The sequence below is a fragment of the Kitasatospora sp. RG8 genome (assembly GCF_017813315.1).
GTDB lineage: Bacteria > Actinomycetota > Actinomycetes > Streptomycetales > Streptomycetaceae > Kitasatospora.
In genome coordinates, this window is the sequence record NZ_JAGIYX010000001.1 from 153,306 (window position 1) to 177,455 (window position 24,150).

Annotated in this window: 14 protein-coding genes; 8 read left to right on the top strand and 6 right to left on the bottom strand. The window is 74.9% G+C overall.

Annotated features, from left to right (window positions below; translation table 11 throughout):
• The first annotated feature begins 39 nt into the window (after positions 1-39).
• The 3 genes from egtD (at position 40) to J5Y04_RS00690 (ending at position 4,089) form a co-directional block, all read left to right on the top strand.
• The gene (gene egtD / locus J5Y04_RS00680; RefSeq protein WP_209408772.1) at positions 40-1,014 is read left to right on the top strand and encodes an L-histidine N(alpha)-methyltransferase; all 975 of its coding nucleotides are present in this window, start codon (positions 40-42) and stop codon (positions 1,012-1,014) included.
• 148 nt (positions 1,015-1,162) lie between these two features.
• The gene (locus tag J5Y04_RS00685; protein WP_209409936.1) at positions 1,163-2,572 is read left to right on the top strand and encodes a sugar porter family MFS transporter; all 1,410 of its coding nucleotides are present in this window, start codon (positions 1,163-1,165) and stop codon (positions 2,570-2,572) included.
• Between the two features lie 278 nt (positions 2,573-2,850).
• Entirely contained in the window at positions 2,851-4,089 is a 1,239-nt protein-coding gene (locus J5Y04_RS00690) for a nitric oxide synthase oxygenase (RefSeq protein ID WP_209409938.1), read from the top strand.
• A gap of 107 nt (positions 4,090-4,196) precedes the next feature.
• On the opposite strand, the gene J5Y04_RS00695 is transcribed toward J5Y04_RS00690, so the two are convergent.
• The gene (locus J5Y04_RS00695) at positions 4,197-4,838 is read right to left on the bottom strand and encodes a TetR/AcrR family transcriptional regulator (RefSeq protein ID WP_148641687.1); all 642 of its coding nucleotides are present in this window, start codon (positions 4,836-4,838) and stop codon (positions 4,197-4,199) included.
• Positions 4,839-5,101: 263 nt separating this feature from the next.
• On the opposite strand from J5Y04_RS00695, the gene J5Y04_RS00700 reads away from it, so the two are divergent.
• The 4 genes from J5Y04_RS00700 to J5Y04_RS00715 all read left to right on the top strand — a co-directional run bounded on the left by J5Y04_RS00700 (position 5,102) and on the right by J5Y04_RS00715 (position 9,962).
• Positions 5,102-6,250, top strand: a complete 1,149-nt coding sequence (locus J5Y04_RS00700; protein ID WP_209408775.1) for an acyl-CoA dehydrogenase family protein — start codon at positions 5,102-5,104, stop codon at positions 6,248-6,250.
• A gap of 112 nt (positions 6,251-6,362) precedes the next feature.
• Positions 6,363-7,550: a thiolase family protein gene (locus tag J5Y04_RS00705; RefSeq protein WP_209408778.1), complete on the top strand. Its 1,188-nt coding sequence runs from the start codon at positions 6,363-6,365 to the stop codon at positions 7,548-7,550.
• 94 nt (positions 7,551-7,644) lie between these two features.
• Positions 7,645-8,403, top strand: coding sequence for a 3-oxoacyl-ACP reductase FabG (fabG, locus tag J5Y04_RS00710; protein WP_209408781.1), 759 nt, complete (start codon positions 7,645-7,647; stop codon positions 8,401-8,403).
• 197 nt (positions 8,404-8,600) lie between these two features.
• Entirely contained in the window at positions 8,601-9,962 is a 1,362-nt protein-coding gene (locus J5Y04_RS00715; protein WP_209408783.1) for a S8 family serine peptidase, read from the top strand.
• Between the two features lie 166 nt (positions 9,963-10,128).
• Here J5Y04_RS00715 and fabV read toward each other — a convergent pair whose 3' ends face one another.
• The 3 genes from fabV to J5Y04_RS00730 form a co-directional block, all read right to left on the bottom strand.
• Positions 10,129-11,343, bottom strand: coding sequence for an enoyl-[acyl-carrier-protein] reductase FabV (gene fabV, locus J5Y04_RS00720; RefSeq protein ID WP_209408786.1), 1,215 nt, complete (start codon positions 11,341-11,343; stop codon positions 10,129-10,131).
• 343 nt (positions 11,344-11,686) lie between these two features.
• Positions 11,687-13,570: a hypothetical protein gene (locus J5Y04_RS00725; protein ID WP_209408789.1), complete on the bottom strand. Its 1,884-nt coding sequence runs from the start codon at positions 13,568-13,570 to the stop codon at positions 11,687-11,689.
• A gap of 758 nt (positions 13,571-14,328) precedes the next feature.
• Entirely contained in the window at positions 14,329-15,849 is a 1,521-nt protein-coding gene (locus J5Y04_RS00730) for an FAD-dependent oxidoreductase (protein WP_209408792.1), read from the bottom strand.
• Between the two features lie 256 nt (positions 15,850-16,105).
• Between J5Y04_RS00730 and J5Y04_RS00735 the strand changes: the two genes are divergently transcribed.
• Positions 16,106-19,717: a BTAD domain-containing putative transcriptional regulator gene (locus tag J5Y04_RS00735; RefSeq protein WP_245203946.1), complete on the top strand. Its 3,612-nt coding sequence runs from the start codon at positions 16,106-16,108 to the stop codon at positions 19,715-19,717.
• Here the strand turns inward: J5Y04_RS00735 and J5Y04_RS00740 are convergent.
• The gene (locus tag J5Y04_RS00740) at positions 19,644-23,615 is read right to left on the bottom strand and encodes a BTAD domain-containing putative transcriptional regulator (protein ID WP_209408796.1); all 3,972 of its coding nucleotides are present in this window, start codon (positions 23,613-23,615) and stop codon (positions 19,644-19,646) included. The genes J5Y04_RS00735 and J5Y04_RS00740 overlap by 74 nt on opposite strands.
• Complete coding sequence (locus J5Y04_RS00745) at positions 23,615-24,010, bottom strand: hypothetical protein (RefSeq protein WP_148641696.1); 396 nt, start codon at positions 24,008-24,010, stop codon at positions 23,615-23,617. Before J5Y04_RS00745 ends, J5Y04_RS00740 begins: the two co-directional genes overlap by 1 nt.
• Between the last annotated feature and the right edge of the window lie 140 nt (positions 24,011-24,150).

Here is a 24,150-nt window from a genome sequence, read left to right on the forward strand (position 1 = left end):
CGCCCTTCCTTCACCTTTTGAACCGAGGACCCGTCTGCCATGAGCACCTTTGACCTCACCCGACTGCTGCCCGCCGACCACTTCAGCACCGCGTTGCGCCACGACGTGCAGCACGGTCTGACCTCCGAACCGAAGTGGCTGCCGCCGAAGTGGTTCTACGACGCCCGGGGCAGCGAGCTGTTCGAGGAGATCACCCGGCTGCCCGAGTACTACCCGACCCGCGCCGAGCGGGCGATCCTCACCGCCCGGGCCGGCGAGATCGCCGCCGCCACCCGCGCGCGCACCCTGGTCGAGCTGGGCTCGGGCTCCTCCGAGAAGACCCGGCTGCTGCTGGACGCCCTGCGCGACCTCGGCACGCTGCACACCTACGCCCCGGTGGACGTCAGCGAGAGCGCGCTGACCGCCGCCGGCGGGGCGCTCGCCGGGGAGTACCCGGAGCTGGCGGTGCACGGCGTGCTGGCTGACTTCACCGCCCGGCTCGGCCTGCCCCCGGACGGCGGCCCGCGCCTGGTCGCCTTCCTCGGCGGCACCCTCGGCAACCTGCTCCCCGCCGAGCGGGCCGCCTTCCTGCGCGGCCTGCGCGCCGCGCTCGACCCGGGCGACTTCCTGCTGCTCGGCACCGACCTGGTGAAGGACCCCCGCGTGCTGGTCGCCGCCTACGACGACGCGGCCGGGGTGACCGCCGAGTTCAACCGGAACGTGCTCAACGTGCTGAACCGCGAGCTTTCCGCCGACTTCGACCCGGACGCGTTCGAGCACGTGGCGCTCTGGGACCCGGAGCAGGAGTGGATCGAGATGCGGCTGCGCTCGCTGCGCACCCAGACCGTGAAGATCCCGGCGCTCGACCTGCCCGTCCACTTCGACGCGGGCGAGGAGCTGCGCACCGAGGTGTCGGCGAAGTTCCGCCGGGAGCGGGTCGCCGGGGAGCTGGCGGCCGCCGGCCTGCGGCTCGCCCACTGGTGGACGGACGACGAGGGGCGATTCGGGCTGTCGCTGGCCTCCCCCCAGGTTTGACAGTTCACTTTACTAATAGAGAAAGGGACTTGGCGGGCATCCCATGTACAACACTTGAACATTGACGGGTTACGATCGCGGCTACCAAGCTCAGTGTTGAGTACCAGGAGTCAAGATCGTGAGCGTCACCCAGAAGCCCACGGAGCCGATGGAGCCGACGGCGGCGGAGGCCCGATCCTCCGACCGCCTCGGCTTCGTCGTCTTCATCACCGCCGCCGCGGCCCTCGGCGGGTTCCTGTTCGGCTACGACAGCTCCGTGATCAACGGCGCCGTCTCCGGCATCCAGGAGAAGTTCGGCGTCGGCGACGGCGTGACCGGCCTGATCGTCTCCTCGGCACTGCTCGGTTCGGCGGTCGGCGCCGCGCTGGCCGGCCGGTTCGCCGACCGCTACGGCCGGATCAAGGTGATGAAGGCGGGCGCGCTGCTCTTCGCGGTGAGCGCGGTCGGCTCGATGCTGCCGTTCTCCGCCTGGGACCTCGCCTGCTGGCGGGTCCTCGGCGGAGCGGCCATCGGCATCGCGTCGGTGATCGCCCCGACCTACATCGCCGAGGTGGCGCCGACCAAGTACCGCGGGCGCCTGGCCTCCTTCCAGCAGGCCGCGATCGTGCTCGGCATCGCGATCTCCCAGCTGGTCAACTGGGTGCTGGCGGACGCCGCGGGCGGTGACACCCGCGGCCGGCTGCTCGGGCTGGAGGCCTGGCAGTGGATGCTCGGCATCTGCGTGCTGCCCGCCGCCCTCTACTTCGTGCTCTCCTCGATGATCCCCGAGTCGCCGCGCTACCTGATCGCGGCCGGCCGCCTGGACGAGGCCCGCGCCGTGCTCGCCGAGGTCGAGGGCAGGGGCGCCGACACGGACGCCCGGATCGCCGAGATCCAGGGCCTGATCGACTCCGACCACCGCCCGCGCTTCCGCGACCTGCTCGGCGGGCACTTCGGCCTGCTGCCGATCGTCTGGGTCGGGATCGGCCTCTCGGTCTTCCAGCAGCTGGTCGGCATCAACGTGATCTTCTACTACTCGTCGATCCTCTGGCAGTCGGTCGGCATCGACCAGAGCAACTCGCTGCTGATCAGCTTCATCGGCTCGGTCATCAACATCCTCGGCACCGTGGTCGCGATCCTGCTGGTCGACCGGATCGGCCGCAAGCCGCTCGCCCTGATCGGCTCGGCCGGCATGGCCGTCGCACTGGCCGCCTGCGGCTGGGCGTTCTCCTCCGCCACCGGCAGCGGCGACAACGTGACCCTCCCCGACCTCCAGGGCACCGTGGCGCTGATCGCCGCCAACGCGTTCGTGCTCTTCTTCGCGATGTCCTGGGGCGTGGTGGTCTGGGTGATGCTCGGCGAGATGTTCCCCAACCGGATCCGCGCCGCCGCGCTCTCCGTCGCCGCCTCCGCGCAGTGGATCGCCAACTGGGCGATCACCGTCTCGTTCCCCTCGCTCTCGCGCTGGAACCTCTCGGCGACCTACCTCGTCTACGCGGCGTTCGCGGCGCTGTCCGTCCTCTTCGTGGCACGGTTCATGAAGGAGACGAAGGGCATCCGGCTGGAGGACATGGGCTGATCCGACCGTCAGACCGTCGGACGTTCGGCCCCCGCACCCTAGCGCCCCCGGCGCGGGTGCGGGGGCCGAATCGTTCACTCCCTGCGGCGGGGCGCACACCTCGGGTACTCCTGGTGGCCAGGAGGGATGTGTCCTTGATCTTCAACCGGCTTCGCACCCGCAGCGCCCGCAGGACCGTGGCAGCGCCTGCCACCGGCTGCCCGTACGCCCACACGCACCCCGCGCCCGAACCCGCCGGGCCGGCGCCCGCCGAGGGCACCGGACACCCCGCCGGCCGGCTGACCGACCACGTCACCGGCCCGCTCACCCGCCTCGCCGGGGCTCCCGAGGAGCGCCCGGCCCCCGGGCCGTCCGCGGACGGCCCCACCGGCGCCGCCCGCAGCACCGGCTCGGGCTCGGGCTCCGGCCCGGGCTCGGGCTCCAGTGCCGGCCACTTCACCGATCCGGCGGAGGCCGAGGCGTTCGTCCGGCAGTTCCACCACGAGCAGCCCGCCGCCGGCGACCCGGCCGAACGGCTGCGGGCCGTCCTGGACGAGATCGACCGCACCGGCACCTACGAGCACACGCCCGCCGAACTGGCCTACGGGGCGAGGCTGGCCTGGCGCAACGCGGCCCGCTGCATCGGCCGGCTGTACTGGCGCAGCCTGGTCGTCCGCGACCTGCGGCACCTCGGCTCGGCCGACGACATCGCCACCGAGTGCTTCGAGCACCTGCGGGTGGCCGGCAACGGGGGCCGGATCCGCCCGGTGATCTCGGTGTTCGCCCCCGACCGGCCCGGCCGTCCGGCCGCCCGGATCCTCAACCAGCAGCTGGTCCGCTACGCCGGGCACCCCGGCGGGGACGGCGCCTGGATCGGCGACCCGGCCGGCGCCCGGCTCGCCGCCCGGGCCCGGGACCTCGGCTGGAAGTGCGGCGAGGAACCCTTCGAGGTGCTGCCGCTGCTGGTCCAGGAACGGCCCGGCGAACGCCCCGAGTGGTACGAGCTGCCGGACGACACCACGCTCGAGGTCGACCTCGTCCACCCCGACCACGCCTGGTTCGCCGACCTCGGCCTGCGCTGGTACGCGGTACCGGCGATCAGCGACATGACGCTGGAGATCGGCGGCGTCCGCTACCCCACCGCACCGTTCAACGGCTGGTACATGGGCACCGAGATCGGCGCCCGCAACCTCGCCGACGCCGACCGGTACGACATGCTGGCCACCGTCGCCGAACGGCTCGGCCTGGACACCTCCAACGACCGCACGCTCTGGCGCGACCGGGCGCTGGTCGAGCTCAACGTGGCGGTGCTGCACTCGTTCCAGGAGGCCGGGGTGACCATGGCCGACCACCACACCGAGTCCGGGCGGTTCCTCAAGCACGTCGCCCAGGAGAAGCGGCTCGGTCGGCCGACCCCCGCCGACTGGAGCTGGATCGTGCCGCCGGTCTCCGGTGGGCTGACCCCCGTCTACCACCGGTACTACGACCCGGTCGACCCGTCGCTGCGGCCGGCCTTCGTGGCGCGCGAGCCCTGGTAGCCCGCCCCGGGCGGCGCGGGGTCAGGGACGCGGGGCCGGCGGCGCGGGGCCGAGGGCGCGCGGGGTCAGGGACGCGCGGGACCGGGGGCGCGGGTCAGGGGCGCGGGTCAGGGGCGCGGGACGGTGCGCTCGTACCGTAGGAGCAACCCGTCGAGGAGCGCCTCGAGTCCGGTCTCGAACGCCCCCTCGTCGATCGCACTCCGGTGCTCGGCCAGCCGGTGCGCCTCGCCCAGGTGCGGGTAGTCGGCGGCGTCGTACACGCCGGCGTCCTCGGGGAAGCCCGCCGCGAACGAGGCCAGCGCCGAGCCGGCGACGAAGTACCGCATCAGTGCGCCGATCCGGGTGGCCTGACCGCGCGGCCACCCCGCCTCGACCAGGCAGCCGAAGACGGCGTCGGCCAGCCGCAGGGCGTTCGGCCGGCGCCCGGGGCCCTGGGCGAGCACGGGGACGATGTTGGGGTGCGCGGCGAGGGCGGCCCGGTAGGAGCGCGCCCAGTCGCGCAGCGCCGCCGGCCAGGGTGCGTCCCGCCCGAACATCGACAGGTCGACCTCGCCCATCACGCTGTCCACCACCGCGTCCAACAGCTCGTCCTTGGTGGCGAAGTGGTTGTAGAGCGACGGCCCGCTGACCGACAGCTCGGTGGCGAGGCGGCGGGTGGAGAGCGCGGCGAGGCCCTCGGCGTCGATGAGCTGGAGCGCGGCCGTGACGATGCGCTCGCGGCTGAGCAGGGGGGTGCGCGGGCGGGCCATCGTCGCGGTTCCTCCGGTCGGGTCGGCGGGTTCGAGTGGGTGGGTGCGGGTCGGTGGGTTCGAGTCGGTCCGGCGCGTTCGGATCGGTCGGCGGGTGCGGGGCGGGTCCGGCGCGTTCGGAGCGTTTGGTGCGGGTGAGTGCGTTCGGGTGACTGCGTTCGGGTGGGTGGGGACCGATTCTGGCAGGCACCTCTTCCCAGTGCGGCCCGGTCGGGGCTACAGTCCCCCCATAAAACTTGCAGCGCTAGTTTAACGGGGTCCCGATGAACCTGGAGCTCTCCGAGGAGCAGGCAGCCCTCCGTGACCTGGCGGCCGCCTTCACCGACCGCGAGATCGTCCCGTACGCCGCCGAGTGGGACCGCGCCGAGTCCGTCGACCGCGCGATCATCGGCAGGCTCGGCAAGCTGGGCCTGCTCGGCCTCACCCTCCCCGAGCAGTACGGCGGCAGCGGCGGCGACCACCTCGCCTACTGCCTGGCCCTGGAGGAGCTGGGCCGGGGCGACTCCGCCGTGCGCGGCATCGTCTCCGTCTCGCTCGGCCTGGTCGCCAAGTCGGTCAACGGTTACGGCAGCGAGGAGCAGAAGCAGCACTGGCTGCCCCGGCTCACTTCCGGCGAGGCGCTCGGCTGCTTCGCGCTCACCGAGCCCGGCACCGGCTCCGACGCCGCCAACCTCACCACCCGCGCGGTCCGGGACGGCGGGGACTGGCTGATCAGCGGCACCAAGACCTTCATCACCAACGGGACCTGGGCCGACGTCGCCCTCGTCTTCGCCCGGACGGGCGGTCCGGGGCACAAGGGCATCACCGCCTTCCTCGTCCCCACCGACCTGCCCGGGTTCACCCGCACCGAGATCCACGGCAAGCTCGGCCTGCGCGGCCAGGCCACCGCCGAACTCGCCTTCGACGCCGTCCGGGTGCCGGACTCCGCGCGGCTCGGCGAGCCCGGCAAGGGGTTCACCGTGGCGATGGCCGCACTCGCCAAGGGCCGGATGTCGGTCGCCGCCGGCTGCGTCGGCATCGCCCGGGCCTGCCTGGACGCCGCCGTCCGGTACGCGGGCGAGCGCGAGCAGTTCGGCAAACCGATCGCCTCGCACCAGCTGGTGCAGGAGCTGCTCGCCGACATCGCCGTGGACGTCGAGGCCTCCCGGCTGCTCACCTGGAAGGTCGCCGACCACATCGACCGCGGCCTGCCGTTCGCCGCCGAGTCCTCCGTCGCCAAGCTCTATGCGAGCGAGGCCGCCGTCCGGGCCGCCAACAACGCGCTCCAGGTCTTCGGCGGCTACGGGTTCATCGACGAGTACCCGGTCGGCAAGTACCTGCGCGACGCGCGGGTGATGACCCTCTACGAGGGCACCAGCCAGATCCACAAGCTGCTGATCGGACGCGCGCTCACCGGCGTCAACGCGTTCTGAGCCCTGCCCCTTCCGTTCCGCTGTCCCCTTTACCCCTGTCGTTCCCGCTGTTCCCGCTGTTCCCGTTCTCTCCGCTGTTCCCGCTGTTCCCGCTGATAAGGAGCCCGACGACGTGCGTCCTGTCTACTTCGCCGCAGCCCGCCGCACACCCATCGGCCGGCTGCGCGGAGCGCTCGCCACGGTCCGCCCCGACGACCTCTCGGCCACCGTGCTGCGCGCCCTGCTCGCCGACGTACCCGCCCTCGACCCGGCCCGGATCGACGACGTCTACTGGGGCGCCGCCAACCAGGCCGGTGAGGACAACCGCAATGCCGCCCGGATGGCCGTCCTGCTGGCCGGCCTGCCCGACACCGTGCCCGGCGCCACCGTCAACCGGCTCTGCGCCTCCGGCCTGGAGGCCGTCACCATGGCCGCCCGGGCGATCGGATCGGGCGAGGCCGACGTGGTGCTGGCCGGCGGCTGCGAGTCGATGACCCGCGCCCCCTTCGTCCTCCCCCGCCCCGACGAGGCACTGCCGCACAAGATCGAGACCTATGACACCCGGCTCGGCTGGCGCCTCACCAACCCCCGGATGGCCGACCTGCACGGCGCCCTCTCCATGGGCGAGACCGCGGAGGAGGTCGCCACCCGGTACGGCATCACCCGTGAGCGGCAGGACGCCTTCGCGCTCCGCAGCCACCAGCGCGCCGCCGCCGCCCGCAAGGACGGCCACTTCGACGCCGAGCTGGTCCCGGTCGAGCGGCCGGACGGGGTGACGGTCGGCCAGGACGAGAGCATCCGCGAGGACACCAGCCTGGAGAAGCTGGCCCGGCTGAAGCCCGCCTTCCGGGCGGGGGGCACGGTGACGGCGGGCAACGCCTCGCCGATGAACGACGGCGCGGCCGGCCTGGTGCTGGTCAGCGAGGAGGCGCTCGGCGACCTCGGCCTCCAGCCGCTCGGCCGGTACGTCGCCGGCGCCTCGGCCGGGGTGCACCCGGACGTCATGGGCGTCGGCCCGGTGCCGGCCACCCGCAAGGCGCTCGGCCGGGCCGGCTGGTCGCTCGACTCGCTGGAGGAGGCCGAGCTGAACGAGGCCTTCGCCGCCCAGGTGCTCGCCTCCATGGACCAGCTGGGCATCGATCCGGAGCTGGTCAACCCGGCGGGCGGCGCCATCGCGCTGGGCCACCCGTTGGGCGGCTCCGGCGCCCGCATCCTCACCACCCTGCTGCACCGCATGCGCCGCAGCGGTGCCCGCCGGGGCCTGGCCACCATGTGCGTGGGCGTGGGCCAGGGCACCGCCGTCCTCGTCGAATCGGCCTGACGGACGGCGGACGGCGGACGGCCGCCATCGGCCATCGGCCCTCGTCCACTCCCCCAGTTCTTCACCTCTTCACCGCTTCATCGAAGGAGTTGCTGTGACTCGTTTCGCAGGCAAGGTCGCCGTCGTCACCGGCGCGGCGCAGGGCATCGGTGCGGCCACCGCGCGGCTGCTGGCGGAGGAGGGCGCGGCCGTCGCGGTCGTCGACCTGACCGCCGAACGCGCCGCCGGCACGGTCGAGGAGATCACCGCCAAGGGTGGCACCGCCCGCGCGTACGGCTGCGACGTGGCCGACTACGACGCGGTGGAGGCCGTGTTCGCCCAGGTGGCGCAGGACCTCGGCGGGGTGCACATCCTGGTGAACAACGCCGGGATCACCCGGGACAACCTGTTCTTCAAGATGCCCAAGTCCGACTGGGACGCGGTGCTGACGGTCAACCTGACCAGCGCCTACAACTGCAGCCACGTCGCGCAGAAGTACATGACGGCCCAGAAGTACGGAAAGATCGTCTCGCTCAGCTCGCGCTCCGCGCTCGGCAACCGGGGCCAGGCGAACTACGCGGCCGCCAAGGCCGGCATCCAGGGGCTGACCGCCACCCTGGCGATCGAGCTGGGTCCGTTCAACATCAACGTCAACGCCGTCGCCCCCGGCTACATCGCCACCGCGATGACCGCCGCCACCGCCGAGCGGGTCGGCGCCACGGCGGAGGACCACCAGACGGAGGTCGCCGCCCGGACGCCGCTGCGGCGGGTCGGCCGGCCCGAGGAGATCGCCTCGGTGGTCGCCTTCCTGGCCAGCGAGGACGCCTCGTACGTGAGCGGGCAGACGCTCTACGTCAACGGTGGGGCACGCTGACCGGCTGCTGACGTTTCATCAGTTGGCCGTCCCCGGTGGTGGGTTACCTTCGCCTGGGACGGCCTTTACCTTTTCTGGTGGCCAGGCGTGACCATGCCGGCAGTACGAAATGACTATGGCATGATCATGTGGCACTCGATGGGATGGCCGGACCGACCCGACCGAACCAGGTCGGGCCCTGCGTCCCAAGGAGTCCCATGGGCAGCCCCGCCACCCTCCGCCGCGCCCTGGCCCTGCTCGCCGCCGGGGCAACCGCCCTCACCGCCGGCACGCTCTCCGTCCCGGCCGTGAGCGCCACGGCCTCCGGCAGTCTGGCCGGCGTGCACGTCCGCCCCGCCTCCGCCGGGCACATCAGCGCCACCGGGCGCACCGCGCCACTGCCCACCTCGCAGTGCGTCAGCCAGATCGGCATCAACTGCTACTCCCCGCTCCAGTACCGGACCGCCTACAACCTCGACCCGCTGTACAAGGAGGGCATCACCGGCAAGGGCCGCACCATCGTCATCGTCGACTCCTTCGGCTCGCCGACCATCCAGCACGACCTGGAGGTCTTCGACAAGCAGTGGGGCATCCCCGACACCCAGGTCGAGGTCGTCAAGTGGGGCAACGTCCCGCCGTTCGACCCCACCAACGCCGACCACACCGGCTGGGCGGGCGAGACCACCCTCGACGTCGAGTACGCCCACGCCGTCGCCCCCGACGCGCACATCATCCTGGTCGAGACCGGCGTCGCGGAGACCGAGGGCACCACCGGCCTGCCCGAGATGATGGACGCCGAGAAGGCCATCATCAAGTCCGGCAAGGCCGACGTGATCTCGCAGAGCTTCGGCGCCACCGAGAACACCTTCCCCGGCTTCGACAAGGGCGACTTCAAGTCGCTCACCGACCTGCGCTACGCCTTCAAGGAGGCCGCCGCCCACGACGTCACCGTGCTCAGCGCCTCCGGCGACAACGGCGCGACCGACGCCAAGGAGAACGGCGAGGACCTGTACCCGTACAAGGTCAACTCCTGGCCCTCCAGCGACCCGCTGGTCACCTCCATCGGCGGCACCCAGCTCAGCCTGGACGACGCGGGCAAGCGCACCGCGCCCGACAAGGTCTGGCACGACAAGTACGGCGCGGGCGGCGGCGGCGTCTCCGGCGTCTTCGACCGCCCCTGGTACCAGGCCGGCGTGGCCGGGGTCACCGGTAACCACCGCGGCACGCCCGACATCAGCATGAGCGCGGCCGTGGACGGCGGCGCCTGGACGTACGAGTCCTACGACCCCACCTCGGTCGGCTGGCACCTCACCGGCGGCACCAGCGAGGCGACCCCGATCTTCTCGGGCATCGTCGCCCTCGCCGACCAGCTCGCCGGCCACCGCCTCGGCCAGCTCAACTGGCGTCTGTACGGCCTCAACCTGCTCCCGCAGCAGTGGAGCGGCCTGGTCGACGTGACGGCCGGGGACAACTCCTGGGACAAGGTGACGGGCTACCAGGCCACCAAGGGCTACGACCTCGCCAGCGGCCTCGGCACCATCGACGGCAACAGGTTCGTCCGCGCCCTCGCGGGCCGCTGACCCCAGCACACCCCCGGTGGGGGAGCCGGCCCGCCCGGCTCCCCCACCGGCACATCCGCCCCGCGCCCGTGGCGCGCGGACGCCGTCGACGAGGCGGGGGCCGCACGGCGGGGCCCCCGCCGTGCGGCTCCCCGGGCGGTCCCCCGGCCGGCCCTCCCGGTCGGGGTCAGGGCGCGGGCGTGGGCCACGGGACGTCGGTGGCCACTGCGGCGGTGTAGTCGACGCCCGGGACGGAGAACCCGTACAGGCGCTGGACCTCGGCGTGGAACCAGTCGAGGTCGGCGAGGCCGGCGACGGTACCGGTCGTGGCGGCCTCCCAGCGCTCGGCCACCGCGGCCTGGACGTCGTCGGAGAGTTCCCACCCGTCCAGGCGGACCCGGCCTTCGTCGTCCAGGGCGAGCGGGGCGGCACCGGTGAGCTGGTCCCAGAGGGCGGCGAGCTGACGCACCGGCGGGACCATCTCCTCCCCGAGGACGCCGCGCAGCAGGCCGGTGTACAGGGCGATGCCGGGGATCGCGGTGGAGGACTGCGTGACGGCGGCGCCGTTGACGGAGGTCACGGCACGACCGCCCACCGTCCCTGCGAGCCGCTCGTTCAGGGTGCGGGCGGTGGCCTCCAGGTGGGCCTTGGCCGCGCCGATGGTGCCCTGCCGGTAGATCGCCGCCGTCAGCGACGACCCGATGTACGACAGCGCGGCGGTGGTGAAGCCCTCGCCGAGCAGTCCCCGGCCGGCCAGGTGGTCGATCCAGCGTTCCCAGTCCGCACCGCCCATCACGGCCACGGTCTGCTCGACGTCGTCGCCCTCGGCCGGCCCGGTCTCGACCTCACGGACCTCGGGAACGCCCTGGTCGTCGAAGACGAGGGTCTTGGTGCGGTTCGCCCGGCCGATCGGCTTGAGGACGGAGGCGTACGTGGTGCCGGTGCCGGGGTCGGTACGCCGGGGCGCGGCCACCGAGTAGACCAGGTGGTCCAGCCTGCCGCCGAAGCGCTTCTCGATGAGGTCGGCGACCTGGTCCTTCATCGCGTCGGAGAACGCGTCGCCGTTGAGGAAGACCAGATCCCGCCCGGCGGCCCGGGCGATGTCGGCGGTGGCGGCGGTGCGGTACCAGCCGGCCGTGGCGGTGCGCCGTTCGGTGGGGGCCTTCTCGAAGGAGACCATGACGCCGCGGATGCCGGCGCGCTTGAGTCCGGCGAGCGTGGCCGCCAGACCGTATCCGGCCGAGGAGCCGATGACGAGTGCCACCGGCCCGGCGCCCTCCGGCACGCCGTCCGGGTCGGGGCACGCCTGCCACATGTCGGCCACCAGCCGCTCGCAGCCGGCCGGGTGGGAGTCCAGGAAGAGGAAGCCCCGGTTGCGGGGGATGAGAACGCGCTCGCTCACGACTGCAGTCCTTGGGTCGACGGGTCCGAAGACGGGGCGACCGGCCGGGCCGCCACGTCCTGCAAGTCTGCGAGAGGACGGGCACCCGCCGTGGGCCCGCCAGGAACAATGATCAAGACCCGATCTTGGAGTGTTTCCACCAGTCACGGCGCGGCCGGTCGCGGCCGCGACCGGGCTGCGCCGGGCTCCGTCCGTCCCTTCGCCCGCACTCCCGGTCCACGTTCCCGATCCCATGACGGGCATGGCGGACCGGCACCGCCCGCACAGGAGATCGGCCTGGCCGACTTCCTGTGCAGCGGCGGGAGGAGTGAGAGGGGTGAGAGGGGTGGGCGGAGCAGGAGGATCAGCCGGCGTCGGCGGCCAGGTGGGCGAGGTGGCGTTCTGCGGCGCGGAGCTTGCGGCCGTCGGGGCCGGGGAGGTAGGCGCGCAGTTCGATGATCTCGGGGGCGATGCGGATGGCCTCCGCGCGGTCCGGGATCGCCCGCCAGCAGGCCTCGGCGTTGGTGGCGGCCTGCTGGGTCTCCGGGTGGTCCGGGCCCTGGGAGCGGAGCAGGGTCAACGCGACCTCGCGGTAGATGTCCGCCGCCTCGATCGTCTTCCCGGCCAGGCGGCACACGTGGGCGCGGACCTGACGGACCTGCAGGACCGGTTCGGAGACGGCGCCGTGCTCGGCGATCGCCTCCAGTTCGAGGGCGAAGGCGAGGTCGGTGGCGGCGGTGTGGTCACCCGCGTCGGCGCTGCGGACGATCCGGCCGATCACCTCGCGGTAGTCCGCGCGGGGCTTCGAGGCGTCCGCTTCGGGGGCGTCGGGAGCGGCGGCAGTCTCGGGCACGGCAGTCTCGGGGGCGTCGGCCTCGGGAGCTTCGGGCGCGGGCGCGGCGGCCTCGGGCTCGACGCGAGCGGGGTCGACGGGGGCCGGCACCGCAGCCTCGGGCACCGCAGCCCCGGGAACCACGTCCGTGGGCGCCTCAGCCTCGGGCACCGCAGTCTCCGGCACCTCGGCCTCGGGCACCGCAGTCTCCGGCACCGCATCCGCCGGCACCGCGTCCGTCGGCGTCTGCTTGTCGAGGGTGACGACGCCGTCCGAGGTGGGGCGCCAGGCGTAGGCCTTGAGCAGGTCGACGGGGTGGGCCGGGGGCGGGGGTGTGGGCGGGACGCCGGGCTTGAGGAGGTGCACCGGGCCGTCGGACGGCGGCACGGGCGCGGCGGCCGGTACGCCGGCCGGTGCGGCAGTCGGTACGCCGGTCGGCGCGGCCGCGGCGAAGGCGGCCGCGGCGGGCTTGTCCAGCGTGACGGCGGGCCTCGGTGCCGGGACGGCATCGCGCGGAACGGCGTCCCGCACCCCCTCGTCGTGCTCGGCCGGCGGGCGCGGCAGCACTGCGGCCGGGCGCGGGCCCTCGTACGGGGTGGCGTCGACGACCGGGCCGTCCGTACGGCGGGCCGTGTTGCGGAAGAACGGACGGTTCGGCGCGTGCGTGGCGAGGATGACGACGTCCGGGCGCAACACCGAGTACACCTGCTGGCGCAGCTGTTCGGGGGCGAGGACGGCGTCCGCGCCCGGGCGGCCGCCGTGCAGGGCCTCGATCAGCGCGCGGGTGAAGGTGCCGATCTGCTCCGGGTCGGGGCTGACCACGGCCCAGAGCGGGAGGCCGTCGGCGAGCGGGGAGACGGTCCCCTGGAGGAACGGCAGGGCGTTCTGGTCGGCGCTCAGGTCGGCGATCACCAGGGTCTGCCACTCGGCCGGCCGGTGCCGCAGTTCGCCGGCGATGGACTGCCAGGCGAGGCCGTCCTGCCGGACGCTGCCGGGCTTGGAGTCGCGCAGGGTGAGGTGGAGCTGGCCGCCGCGCTTGTCGGCGAGCAGGTGGCCGCCGAGGTGGACGAGCAGCGGTCCGGGGTGCCGGGCGGCGGCCCGGAGGTGGGCGAGCACGGTGTGCGGGTCGCTGGCGGCGGGGAGGTGGACGGCGTCCACCGCGTCGGCCGCGAGCAGGACCTGCGGGGAGACGGCGGCGAGCATCGCCGACAGTACGGGTGCCTGGGCCGGTCCGCCGCGCCCCCAGGTGCGGCGGCCGGAGTTGCCGTAGCCGCCCTCGACGACCAGGATGCGCCCGCGCGGCGCCGTCCCGAGGCCGCCCGGGCCGACGGGGACGCCGTGGGCGGGGGTGGTTCCCGGGAGCGGGACGGTGAACGGCAGCGGCGTCGCCGACGGCGGCGGGGCCACGACGGACATACCGGTGACGGTCCATCCGGTCGGTGGAGCCGGCGGCGCCGGCGGGGCCTGGACGGGTACCGACCCCTGGCCGGGTACCGGAGCCTGGACGGGTGCCGGCCCCTGCACGGGCGCCGGGGCCTGGACGGGCGCCGGGGCCTGGACGGGCGCCGGAGCCTGCGCGGGCGGTTCGTACAGCGCGGCCGGTCCCGGTGGGTGCTCCTCGTACGGGTTGCGCGCGGGGCCCGGCGGCACGGCGTCCCAGGGGCCCGTGTCGGCCACGGGATCGGGACTGCCGGGGACAGCCGTCGTCTCCGCCATCTCTGGTCACCGCCCCGCCCCGCCGCCCAGCGGCGTCTGACTTCCTGCCCCGTGGTGCCGACCACCACGTCCGTCTGCGCCACCCTACGAGATCCCGGCACGCCCGAGCCAGGCCGGGGCGGTGATCAAGGCCCGGCCGGCCCCGCGCGCGAGCCGCGCCGCCCGCCGGCCGGTGTCCCCGGCACCAGCGGCCGTCCCCGCCCGGCCCCGCGTCAGGCCGTGTCCGCCCCGTCGGCGCCGTCCTCCGACGCCGGTCGGCGAGGGGCGAACGGGTCTTCCTGCCGGGCCAGTTGCCCACGCTGGTCGTCCGCCCGGGCTCCGAGGCCGAGCAGGGCCGCGCGCAGTGAACGGCCGGGGCCGGTCACGCGACCAGGCGCAGCCAGGCCGCCGCGAGCGCGGCGTGACCGGCCGGTGTCGGGTGCACGCCGTCCGCCGCACCTGGGCACGAGGCGGCCGCCTCAGAGTTCCGGACTGCCGAACCACTGGCCGGCGGCCCGCTCGAACGCTGCACAATCAGGGTCGCGACCACCCGCCCAAGCGACGGTGCCGTCGGGCCGGACGAGCACGGCGCCCAGGCCGAGGTCGTCCCTCGCCGGCCCGACCGCGTACCGGATCCGGCCCTCCCAGCCCCTCGCTGAACCGTGCAGGGCACGGTCGGCGCTGAGATCGAGCACGACGCCTCGTCCGTCGTGCATCAGGTCACCGAGGCGGATGCCGTGGGCAATGCGGAAGTCCGGGGCGCTGCGACCGGTCAGCGGGTGTTCGCTGCCGAGGTCGTAGCGGTTGGACGATCCCGATGTCCGCTCGAACACATGGGTCGTTCCGTCCCGGGTCCCGAGCAGGTCTCGAACCACTCCTTGGATCGCCCGGGCATGCGGGTCCGGCCTCATGACCGCCACTTGGGCGCGCGACCAGTCGAGCACCCCCGCGCCGACCGGATGGCGCTCGCGGGTGTAGGTGTCGAGAAGGCCGTCCGGCGCGTGTCCGTGCACGGACGCCGCGAGCTTCCAGCCCAGGTTCACGGCGTCGCCGAGGCCGAGGTTGAGTCCCTGGCCTCCGAGCGGGGAGTGGATGTGAGCGGCGTCGCCCGCGAGCATCACGCGCCCCTGCCGATAGGTCGTCGTCTGCATCGCCCGATCGGTGAAGCTGGCGGCAAGGCGGACGTCGCCCAAGGTCACGTCGGTGCCCGACACACGGCGCAGAACCGCCTGGAGGTGGTCGCGAGTCGGCCGCTGCGAGCGGTCGAACGCGCCGCCGTCGAAATCCGTCATGCCGATGTGCCCGTCCCTGTGCGTGCGGAGGTACATGCCCGTCGGCGTCAGGTTGAACCCGGGGCGCAGCTTCTCGAGGTCGGCGACGGTGGCGAGCATGACGTAACCGGTGAACTGCGGCTCGGTACCGACGAATTCGAAGCCCGCGAGCCGGCGCACCGTGCTGCGTCCGCCGTCGCAGCCGACCAGCCAGCGCGCCGCGTACTCGTGCCCGCCGGCTCGCGCGACCACGCCGTCCTCGTCCTGGGTGACGGCTGACACCGTGACACCGCGCCTGATCTCCACGCCGAGCTCGGTTGCCTGCTCGGTCAGCACCGTCTCGATCGCTTCGAGGTTCGTCATCACGCCCTCCACGGCCGGGCCGGGAAGCCGGAACGGCAGGGCTGCGAGGTCGACCCTGGCCGGATCGAGCATCATTCCGGCGAAGTGGCCCGCGCTGCGAGGGGGTGACGGCTCGTCCGCGTCGGGGGCCGCGCCGGGATCGTCGCGGACGCCCGAGGCCGTCAGCAGCGGGCGCAGCAGCCCCCGGCGGTAGAACGCCTCGACCGACGCGGCGGACAGGCCCCGCATCCCGAGCGGTTCAGCCTTCCACGGGGAGCGGAGCTCCGGCTCCCGCTCCAGCACCACCACGGAGCAGCCCGCGAGGCGGAGCTCGCAGGCGAGGAACAGGCCTACCGGGCCGGCGCCCACGATCACTGTGTCATGCACGGGATTTCCTCTTTCCGAAGGGCCGACAGAACGCGTGACCCGGTGCGTGGAACCGGGGATCCGTCACTCGGAGACTGCCGCGGTCCGCTCACACGGCGCACACACGGCGCTGACACTCCGCCCCGCACCGTGTCAGCGCCGGGTGCGCGCAGCCGGCAGGCCTCCCGCAGGGCTTGACGGGCCAGGGCACCGTGCTGATTTGCCGGGGCACCGTGCTGATTTGGGGGTGCGAGGGTGCGCGCGCGAGGATCGGTGGATGGACGGGGACACGCGGCTTCGCCTCACACTGCTCGGCGCCTTTCGGGTGGCCCGCGGTGACGCCGCCCTGCCCGTTCCGGGTGCGCGGTTGCAGGCATTGGTCGTACGGCTGGCACTCGCCGGCGGTCGCCCGGTCGCACAGGGTGTCCTGGTCGACGCGATCTGGGCCGACGCCCCGCCGGCCGGCGCCGCCCACGCCCTGCAGACCCTCGTCTCGCGGCTGCGCCGGGCCCTCGGCTCGGCCCGCGCCGTCGCGCAGGTCGCGGGCGGCTACCGGCTGGACGTGGACGCGGCCGACGTGGACGCGTTGCGGTTCGAGCGGCTCGCCGCCGCCGGCCGTGACGGCCTGCGCGCCGGCGACCCGGGGGCCGCGGCGGCCGTGCTCGGCGAGGCCGTGGCGCTGTGGGGCGATCAACCCGGCGCCGAGCCCGCGGCCGTCGCCGCGGTGGCACCCGCCGCCGCGACCCGGCTGGCTCACACCTCGGTCGAGGCCGTCGCCGACCTCGCCGACGCCGAGCTGTCCCTCGGCCGTGCCGACGCGGCCGCCGCCCGGCTGACCGCACTGCTCGCCGAGCGGCCGGTCCACGAGCGGGCGGCTGCGCTGCTCATCGACGCGCTCGCCGCCCAGGGCCGCCAGGCCGAGGCCCTGGCCCTGTACGGGCGGGTCCGCGAAGCCCTGGCCGACGCCCTCGGCACCGAGCCGGGCGCCGCCCTGCGCGAGCGCCACCTGCGTCTGCTGCACGCCGAGCCACCCGCTCCGGCCGCCGACACCGCGCGGACCGGACCGGCCGCCGACACCGCGCGGCCCGGTCCGGGCAACCTGCCCGCGCCGCTGACCAGCCTCATCGGCCGCGACGACGACCTCGCCCGGATCGCCACGCGGCTCACCGCCGGCCGTCTGGTCACCGTGCTCGGCCCCGGCGGCGCCGGCAAGACCCGGCTCGCCGTCGAGGCCGCCCGCCGCCACCGCCACGAGTACCGCGACGGCGCCTGGATGATCGATCTCGCCCCGGTCACCGAACCGGCCAAGGTCGCCTCGGCCCTGCTCGCCGGGATCGGACCGCGCGGCGGCGCCGTGTTCGACGCCCGGACGCGCGTCGAGGGCGAGGAGCTGGACGTCCTCGTCGACCGGCTCGGCGGCCGGGAGAGCCTGCTGCTCGTCGACAACTGCGAGCACCTGATCGACGCCGTGGCCCACCTGGTCGCGGCACTGCTGTCCCGCTGCGCCGGGCTGCGGGTGCTGGCCACCAGCCGCGAGCCCCTGGCGGTCGACGGCGAGGTGCTGGTGCCCCTCGGTCCGCTCGCGCTGCCCGGGCCGGACGACGGCGTCGAGCAGGTCCGGCGGGCGGCGTCGGTACGCCTGTTCACCGAGCGGGCCGCGGCCGTGCGCCCGGGCTTCGACGTGGACGAGACGACGCTGCCCGCGGTCCGGCGGGTGGCCCGCGGCCTGGACGGGATGCCGCTGGCCCTCGAACTGGCCGCGGCCCGGCTGCGGACACTGTCGCTGCCCGAACTGGCCGACGGGCTGTCCGCCCGGTTCCGGCTGCTCACCACCGGCAGCCGGACCGCGCTGCCCCGGCACCGCACGCTGCGCGCGGTGATCTCCTGGAGCTGGGACCTGCTCGGCGAGCAGGAGCGCACGGTCGCCGAACGCGTCTCCGTCCTGCCCGGCGGCGTCACGCCGGCCTCGGCCACCGCGGTCTGCGCCGGCACCGCCGTACCGGCGGCCGAAGTCCCCGAGCTGCTCGCGGCCCTGGTCGACCGGTCGCTGCTGCAGCTCGCGCCCGACCCGGGCCGCTACCGCATGCTGGAGACGTTGCGCGAGTACGGCACCGACCGCCTGGCCGACACCGGCGACCTCGGCACCGTCCGCGACCTGGCCGCCGACCACTTCGCCGAGCTGATGGCCCGGTACGACCCGCAGCTGCGCGGGCCCGGCCAGCCGGCGGCGATCCGAGTCGTGAGCGCCGAGTACGACAACACGCTCGCCGCCCTACGCCGGCGGTGCGACACCGGCGACGCCCCCGGCGCGGTCGCCCTCGCCCTGGACCTGACCTGGTACTGGCAGATGTTCGGCCGGCACGCCGACGCGGCCTACTGGCTGGGCGAGGCACTGGCGGTGCCCGGCGGCGAGCCGACGCCCGACCGCGACTGCGCCCGCGCGATCCACCTGCTGAACCGGATCGACATCCGGTCGGGGATGACCGCCGAGGAGACCGCGGCCGACCACGCCGGGATCCGCGCGCTGGCCGACCGGCTGCTCGCGTACCCGGAGCTGCCCGGCCCGTACGGCGCGCTCGCCGCGCTCCCGCGCGCGTTCCGGCAGGAGGCGCAGAGCACGCCCGCGCTCATCGAGCACCTGGCCGACGGCGACGACGTGTGGCTGTCCGGGCTCGCCCGCATGTTCCGGGCCCGGTTCGCCGAGAACGCGGGCGAGCTCGACCGGACGCGCACCGACGTGGCGGCGGCCCTGGCCTGTTTCCGGCAGGTCGGCGACCGCTGGGGCCAGGCCAACGTGCTGCCGATGCGCGCCCAGCTGCGGCAGTACGACGGCGACCTGGACGGCGCGCTGGCCGACCTGCGCGAGGCCCGGTCGCTGGCGGACGAGTTCGGCCCGCTCAGCCTCGGCGACGAGGTGTTCAACGACCTGCGCTGGGTCGACCTGCACCTGCGGCGCGGCGACACCGACCTGGTGACCACGACGATCGACTCGGCCCGGGAGCGGGCGCTGCGCGCGAACGCGCCGGAGATGCGGTTCCTGGTCGACGCGTGGGAGGCCGTCCTCCGGGTGCGGCTCGGCGACCTGGACCGGGCACGGGAACTGCTCGACGGAGCCGAACGGGGCCTGGAGGGCGACTCCCCGTTCCCCGGCGACCATGCCCGGACGCTGGTCGGCAGCGTCCGTGCGTCGCTGTACCTGGCGACCGGTGACCCGGCCGGCGCGGAGCAGGCGCTGGCGAAGGCGTACGCGACGGGGCTGGAAACCCGGGACCTGCCCGTCCTGTCGCTGGTGGCGGTGAACACGGCCGCACTCGCCGAGGCGCACGGGCTGCACCAGGAGTCCGCCGTCCTGCTCGGTGCCGCCTCCCGGCTGCGCGGCGCTCACGACCGCACCGATCGGCAGGTCGGCGAGCTCACCCGCCGAGGGCGCGCCGCGCTGGGCGAGGAAGCCTTCGCAGCGGCGTACGGGAGGGGTTGGGAGCTGGACGGGAGGACGGCCGCGACCGAGGTCGCCCGGCCCGGCTGCGCCGGCGACCCAGGACGGCTCGCCCGGATCCCGGGTGATCGGCCGTGGGCCCCTGCGTTCGTCACGGCCCTTGCCCGGGCTCCGTACCGTCACGCCCGGACGGTACGGAGCACCCGTAGGACGGTACGGAGCACCCGTTCCGTCCGGGTTCGGGAGACCGCAGGGGTCCGACGACCGACAACTGCCGAACGTCACCGATGCTCATGGTCACCCGGATCTGCTCGGGCAGTGCTCGTGATCCGCCGGCAGTGCTCACGAAACGGCGGATCCCGGAACGACGGGAGAGGCGTCACGCTCCCGACAGGAGGTCGCGGAGCAGGGCGACGGTGTCGGCGTCGAGGCTGCGGCCGGTGCGGCGGCTGAGGGCGTCGAGGCGGTTGACGGCGCGGACGAGTTGGTCGCGGGCACCGGCCGAGGCGTAGGCGTAGAAGAGGTCGCGGTGCAGGAGTTCGACGTCCGGGGCGACGGCGAGGCCGCGGAAGACGGCGGCCTCGGCGCTGCGGTGGTCGCCGTACTGGAGGCGGCGGGCGGCGAGTTCGTGGGCGGTGTCGACGATCGCGGCGATCATGTCCTGCCGTTCGGCCTCGGCCCAGCCGTAGGCGGCGGGCGGGGCCTCGGCGAAGGGGGCGCCGCGGACGAGGGCGAGGGCGTGGGCGAGGGCCGCGTCGGCGGTGGCGCTGGTGCTGCGCATGCCGCGGCGGTAGAGGCTGCGGAACTCGTCCCAGTCGCAGGTGACGGTCGGGGCGAAGGTGTAGCCGTCGGGGGTGTCGGTGGGCAGGAAGGCCCGGCCCTCGGTCGAGCTGCCGAACCAGGCCGCCAGGTCGGCGAGTTTGCCCGGCAGCGGGCTCTTGGCGTCGGCGGCGGTGGGGTGCGGGTCGAGGTGGGCGGCACCGGGGTGGAGGTCGTGGTCGAGGGCGTTGTGGTCGGCGCCGGGCCGCAGGGCGAGGTAGGCGGCGAGTTCGGTGAGCCGGGGCAGGACGGCCGGTTCGGCGGTGCCGGCGGCGCCGGCCACGTCGACCGGGCCGAGCAGCCTGATCCGGGGGGCGTTGCGGGTGGCGTGGGCCTCCGGGGAGCGGAGGATGGCGAGCAGGTCGTCGCTGTCACTGCGGCCGGGGGCGGTGCGGGCCGACGGCGCGGCGGGGCCGCCGTCCTGCTGCGGCGACGGCTCGGGGGCCGGCTGCGGGCGGGCGGGTGTACGAGGGTCGACGCCGGTGGGCGCGGGTGCGGGGTCGTGCGTCGGCACCGGCTCGGGGACCGGCTCCGCGGCGCGCCCGGGGGCGGGTTCCGGAGCGGACCCGGGCGAGGGCTCGGGCGACGGCTCGGGCGAGGGCTCGGCGGGCGGCACCGGCTGGACGGGCCGCACCGGGACGACCACGTCGGCCCCGGACGGGAGCCGGAGGTTCTGCGTGGTCTCGTCCAGGTCCTCCTCCCCCTCGGCTCCCGTTCCCGCTTCCGTTCCCGATTCCGCTTCCGCACCGGCTCCGGTGCCCGAACCCGAGTGCAGCCCCAGGCCGTTGGCCAGGAAGCGCGCACCCGGACCGCCCGGGGTCCCCGAGGCACCCGGGCCGGCCGCCGCACCGGCTGAACCGGCCGTGCCGGCCGTGCCGGCCGTGCCGGCCGTGCCGGCCGTGCCGACGGCGGGCGCGACCGGGTCGGTGCCCGCGAACGGGCTGACGCCGGTGCCGATGACCCGGGCGAGCAGACGCGGGCCGGCCGCGTCTGGGCCACCGCCGTCCCGCTCGCCGGGGGCGGCACCCGAGGCGGCACCCGGACCGGCCCCGACCGCTGCCAGGACCGGGACGGGGGCCGGGAGTTCCGCCGGTTCGAGGTCGATGCCGGGACCGTCGAGGGTCCAGGCCGGGGCGGGGTACTGGGTGGTGTCGTCGGCGGCCCGGAGCAGTTCGGCGACCTGCTCGTACTGCCCGCCGGTGAGGCGCTGGAGCTCCAGGGTGAGGTGCAGGCCGGGGATGGTGGCCTGGCCGGTGCTGGGCAGGGTCCAGCGGGCGACCGGCCCGGTGCCGCGCTCGGGCGCGCGGGTGATCACGGCGACGCAGGTCCGCGGGCGGGCGTCGAGCAGGCGGCCGAGTTCGGCGGGGATGTCGCCGCCCGGCTGGTGGGCACAGAGCACGATCTCCGGGATCCAGGACTCGTCGGCCTGGCCGCGGCTGCGCGCGTCCCGGGGGCTGGCGGCCTCCGCGGCGACCAGGGTCGCACGGGCCTTGGCCGTGCGCGGGCCGAGGGCGGTGAGCGCCGCCTCCAGGGTGGGGTGACGGTGGATCCGTTCGGCGGCCGGGCCGCTGATCGGCAGCTCCTCGGCGAGGTCGACCAGGTGCAGGTGGAGACGGTCGGCGAGCGGGCTGTGGGCGAGCTCGACGGCCAGGGTGCGCAGCACGTCGCGGGCGTCGTCGGGGTGCCCGGAGAGGTGGAGCAGACGGACGGTCTCCAGGTCGGCGAGGACCACCGAGCCGTCCGGGCCGGTGCCGAGGGTGACCAGGGCCGGGTAGGGCGCGGCGGACTTGCGGGCCTGGGCGGGCGAGAGCAGGTCGGTGGAGTCGGCCGCGCACCACCAGACGTTGGGCGCGTGGGCGGCGCGGAACGGCGCGATCGGGGCGGCCGGTCCGGAGAGGTGCAGCTCGACGGTGCCCCCGGGGGTGACCCGGGCGGCGACGATGACGGGCAGGCGCTTGCCGCCCCGGACGGTGTTGCGGGCCATGGTGCGCAGGGCGCGGTCGAGCAGGTCGAGGCCGCGGTCGTCCTGGCGGGCCTTCAGCTCGGCCTCGAAGGCGGCGGCGGGCGCGCCCGGCAGGGCGATGCGGTGGCGGGGACGGCGGGCGCGGAGCTGGGTGCCGCGCTTGTGGGCGACGGTGCCGATCATCATGGCGGCGAGCAGCACGCCGACGGTGGAGGCGGCGAGCGCGGCGGTGTAGTCGTCGCTGGGGGCCGCCTCGGTGTGCGCGGCGGGGGCCGGGGCGTGGGTGGTCGGCGGGGTGGGCGCGGGTGTGTGCGCCGGGGCCGGTGCCTGGGTGGCCGGGGCCGGCGTCGCGGGGGCCGGAGGTGCCGGGGCAGGCGCGGGTGCGGGTGCGGGTGCCGGGGCAGGCGCGGGTGCGGGTGCGGGTGCCGGGGCAGGCGCGGGTGCGGGTGCGGGTGCGGGTGCCGGGGCAGGCGCGGGTGCGGCAGCACCCGGCACCGCCAGGACCATCCCCGGCACCACCATGTCCGGGTCGGTCAGCCGCTCCCCGTCCGGTGCCTGGACGCCCTTGTTCGCCTCGAACAGCTTCGGCCAGGCCTCGGCATCGCCCAACTCCCGCTGGGCGATGGCCGACAGGCTGTCCCCGGCCGCCACCGTCACCGTGCCGTGCCCGGCCGCGGCACCACCGTCGGCCCCCGTCTGCGGCGCGCTCGGCGAACTCGGCGCGGGAGCGGGCCCGGAAGCCGGACCCGGCGCGGGAGCAGGCGACGCGTCCGCCTTGGCGTCACCCGGCATCGCCAGCTCCCACCCCGGCTGGATCGGCCGGTCGGCGTCGAACCGGGTGCCCGAACCGTCCATCACCCGACCGTCGTTGAGCTTCGCGATCTCCACCCACCGCTCTCCCGAACCGAGTTGGCGCTCGGCGATGGACCAGAGGCTGTCCGCGGGCCGGGAGTCCCGGACGGTGTACGTGGGGTGCTGGTCGGCGGCGGGCGCGAGCGCGGGCGCGGCCTGGGCCGCGGGCAGTGCGGCCCGCTGCGCGCCGATGGTCAACTGGGCCGGGGCGGAGACGGCCTGGGCCCGCTCGGGGGTGGCGGCGAAGGACGATCCGGCCACCGGCAGCAGCGCGATCACCGAGCCGACCAGACCGGCGGCCAGTCGCTGGCTCCAGCCGAACGCCGGGATCCGCCGGGCGATCCGCCCGCGCAGCTGGGCCGGGATCTCCAGCAGGACGGAGAGGGCGAAGCAGAGCCAGCCCAGCCAGCCGACCACGACCAGCAACCAGAGGAAGAGCCGACCGTCGTCGGGGCTGGTCAGCGCCTGCCCGACGCCGTCCGGTGCGACGTCGCCCATCGCGGCGACGGCCTGGGTGCCGTACAGCAGCAGGGCGGGCACGCCGGCCAGCAGCGCGCACAGCGTGAGCAGCGCCGCGACGGCGGTGAGCAGGGCCCCGCCCCGGCCGCCACGGCGCGGCGGCAGCGCCGCCGGGCGCCGGCCGGGCGCCGGGTCGGCGGGCCCGCCGCGGGCCGAACGTCCGGCGCGGGCTTGGTCCTTGGCACGTGGCGCGACCATCAGTCGGTCTCCGCTTTCTCGACTCCGTGGACGAGGGTGGCAGTCCCCTTGCCCGTGACCTTCTGCTTGCCGAGCTCGCCCAGCAGGGCCGGCTTGTAGTCGGCCTCCACGGTGACGGTGACGGCCTTTCCGTCCGGCGAGAACGACACGCCCGCCGCCTTGAGGTGGTAGAGGGCGAGGTAGCTGTTGGCGGCGTCCTCGACGTACTGCTGCTTGACCCGGTAGCCCTCGCCGCTGAGCACACCGGCCTCGTCGAGCTGCTGGCCGCCGACCCGGGCGGCCTCCTGGGCGTAGGCGTCGGTGCGTTCGGCGACGCGCAGCCGGCCGCCGGCGTCCACGACGAGGGCGATGACCAGGACCAGGAAGGCCGCGCAGATCGCCACGAAGATGGCCATCGCGCCCCGGTCCGACCGGCCGCGCGTCCACCCCCGGACACCGCGGCCCCGCCATTCCCCCCGGGGTCCGCGCGCCCTCACGCTCCCCTCCCGCACGTTCGTCTCCCCACCGGTCCCCGCCGGAACCGCTCCGCCTCGCA